Annotated in this window: 3 protein-coding genes; 1 reads left to right on the top strand and 2 read right to left on the bottom strand. The window is 58.7% G+C overall.

The genetic code is table 11. The annotated features are described in order from the left end of the window. Positions 1-658 (bottom strand): hypothetical protein (locus tag H5U08_RS14580; RefSeq protein WP_297034590.1); only part of this gene is annotated, 658 nt, incomplete at its 3' end. Positions 659-1,432: 774 nt separating this feature from the next. Here H5U08_RS14580 and H5U08_RS14585 point away from each other — a divergent pair. Beyond that, positions 1,433-2,413, top strand: coding sequence for a hypothetical protein (locus tag H5U08_RS14585; RefSeq protein WP_297034592.1), 981 nt, complete (start codon positions 1,433-1,435; stop codon positions 2,411-2,413). Positions 2,414-2,695: 282 nt separating this feature from the next. On the opposite strand, the gene H5U08_RS14590 is transcribed toward H5U08_RS14585, so the two are convergent. Further along, a partial coding sequence (locus tag H5U08_RS14590) for a hypothetical protein (RefSeq protein ID WP_297034594.1) occupies positions 2,696-2,917 on the bottom strand: 222 nt, incomplete at its 5' end.

The raw sequence follows: 2,917 nt of genomic DNA on the forward strand, positions 1-2,917 counted from the left end.
TGGTATTGGTGGCGAAAATATCGAGCTGTGCAGCGGGAACCGTGTCGATGACAGGAGACAAATTCTGGAACGAGATGAACATCTCATCGCCGTTCCACGCTCCTGGGTGGCCGGGATAACCGGCACCTGGGCCCGCATTATCGTCGGGATCGATGACGATCTGACCATCATCAGCGCTGCCACCGAAAAGGGCTCCCGCAAAGTAACTCATTCGCCCGATCGGGCTGCCCGGATCGCCTACCAGCACGAGTTGGTCGAGATCCACGAGGCTTGATCCCAGCGCTTCTCCATCGAAGAAGATGGGCACGGCGAACGTTCCACCGGATAGATCGATGATCAGCGTATCGGAGTCGGATGAACCCTGCACGTTGATCCCGGTGAGGCCCGCCAGAGGAGTTGTGCTGGACAGGTTTCCGTCAATGTACACTTCCAGGTCGGTGCCGTTGCGGAGCAGTCGAAACTCGTCGGCCAAGGAGTTGTTGCTGCCGTTGCCACCAAGATCATCCGCGGTGATGGTGACAACACTGAGAAGATGGCGCTCTTCCAGAGGTTCCAAAACAAGTTGGCGCCGGGCTGAAGGTCCTTTCCTGCGAACGGTACGGCTGAGTTTCCGAGCAGGTCGATGTGTCCGATTCCGGAAAATGTTGCCAAGTCGCATAGGTGTCACTCCTCTGTAAGACCCGGTGCGGCCGACACAGAACTCAACCGCGGTGCTTCGGCACACTGAGAAATGCGCGGTTCGTTCGATGGCGGAAGAGATTCAAACAACAGAACGCGCTTGCTCCCTGCTTGTGCTGGCCACGTGTCAAAATCGCCAAACTTGCCCGATTGGCTAAACTGGATAGATTTATAGTCACGCCCCGTTCGTTTGTCAACGATTTTCCGGATTGTGTCGGTTGTAGTGGAAATGCCGGATGGGGTGACCCCACCACATGGGTTATTGACATGAGGTGTTTCGTGCATCCACGGTGGAACCTTCCGCGGGTGCTCAGGTCGCGCAAAGGGATCTCTCACCTCTTCAGGGCCGCGTCGTTCCCCGGTCAGCGGCGATACGGCCGCCGGGCGGGACCCTGGGGTTTTTGGGGGTGATGGAACGGCCCTGGGGTTTTTCGAGCAGTGACGGTGGAAAAATCCTGGAAATCGGCGGGCGGGTACTTGACGGACAATTGGTAGGGTCGTACTATCAAGCTGGACAAACGAGGAAGTCTTTAATGCCTGCAGCGAATTTGCGGGTTCTGCGAGTGGGGGATTGGTAGCGGTCGATCGCGAAAGGGCCGCGTCTGGGTTCTCAAATGTCGGGGGATGTCCGGGAGGGGGGTCAGTACCTACAAGTCCCGAAAGTGATGGCAACGTATCACCGGTCCGCGCAGGGAGTCGGTCCCGACCGGTAGAGGATGGTTCCCGCTGTCTCAACCAAATGGAGGAGGGAGTTATGGTCAGGAAAGCAGTTGGAGGGTTGTTGGCGCTGGGATTTCTCCTTGTGCCACTGGCGGTTTGGGCCCAGTCGGCCAGTGAGTCGGCCTGTCAGCCTGCCTGTCAGCCGGCGTGCGCACCGGAGGTGACCTGCGTCCAGAAGACGGTGCTCACACGGCAGTGGGTCACAGAAATGCGGAAGGTGCGGTGCGTGGAGTACGTCCCGCAACTCCGCGAGTACACCACCTATCGAGTGCATTGGGTGAAGGAAACGAATGTCGTCGAGAAAACCTGCACCGAATGGAAACTTGAACCCCGGGTGAAAGAGGTCAAGTGCGTGGGATATCGCCCGGTCTGGAAGAGTGAACCGTATGAATACACGGTTTACGTCCCCAAAATCGTGAAGGAACCAGGCACCCGCAAGGTGTGCAAGTGGGTCGAGGTCGAGGAACCCCGGAAAGTATGCGTGGACGAGGGTCACTGGGAAGAGCGGCCCTGTGAGCCGGTGCACGGAATCTGTCGTCACTGCCATCGCCGGGTGATCGTGGATCCGCCCAGCGACGGTGCCTGCTGCCCGCCCAAGCCCGTCTGCGTGTGCAAGGTGTGGGTGCCGAATCCGGTCGTGAAGGAAATCAAGGTCAAGGTCTGCAAGCCGCAAATCGTTGAGGAACCCTGCGAAATCACCAAGTGTGTCTGGGAACCTCAAAAGCGGCAGGGCACCCGCAAATGGTGCGAGTGGGAACGCTACGAGTACACCAAGAAGGTTTGCTATTACGAGTGCGTTCGCCACACCGTCAAGAAGCCGGTGTGCGTGACGACCTGGAAGAAAGTTTGCGAACCGGTCGTCAAGAAATGCACGGTCCTCGTGCCCCAGATTGTGGAAAAGGAAGTCCCGGTGAAGGTGTGCAAGCTGGTGCCCACCGTCGTCAATGTTCCGGTTCGGCCGTGCCATCTGCACCACCGAATTCTGGCCCGTCGCGCGGTCTGTTGTGATCCCTGAAGGAAAGCAGAATGTGCCGGCAGGCATGAGCCGAGGAGTGCTGGCTGCGTCCGGCCAGTGCGGGTGAGAAGCCTGACCGGAGCAACCTCGGCAGAGCTTTAATCCAGTCAACCGACCGGCCTGAGGTATTGATGCCCAGGCCGGTTTTTTATTGGCCCTTGCATCCACGCTCAACACATCTGGTCGGAAAGAGACGTTGGAGAGACCCGAAGAGGAAAGGTCGGTCTCACAACAGGTGAATGTGGGTGTGGGTGCGATCGGAATCTTCTCAACGAGCCAACTTCATGCCAGTGTTTGCCGCCGACTGACGGCTTCGGATATTCCCTTGCGAGAAGCGAGGTAAAATTCCAGCCGCGCGAGCACTCCCTCCCGGTGCGGACCGAACGGCACGAAGACCGCGCGAAGGGTGTCCACAGGGGTGGGCTCCCGCGTGTCGAAAAGAAATACCCCCTGATCGACGACGCGTACAGCGCGGATGGCCCGCCAGGGAATCCGCTGGAGCCT

This window comes from Thermogutta sp., assembly GCF_014359955.1.
Lineage (GTDB): Bacteria > Planctomycetota > Planctomycetia > Pirellulales > Thermoguttaceae > Thermogutta.

Bases quoted from the DNA above. Each gene is read 5' to 3' on its own strand.
- H5U08_RS14585 (WP_297034592.1), top strand. From the start codon at position 1,433: ATGGTCAGGAAAGCAGTTGGAGGGTTGTTGGCGCTGGGATTTCTCCTT.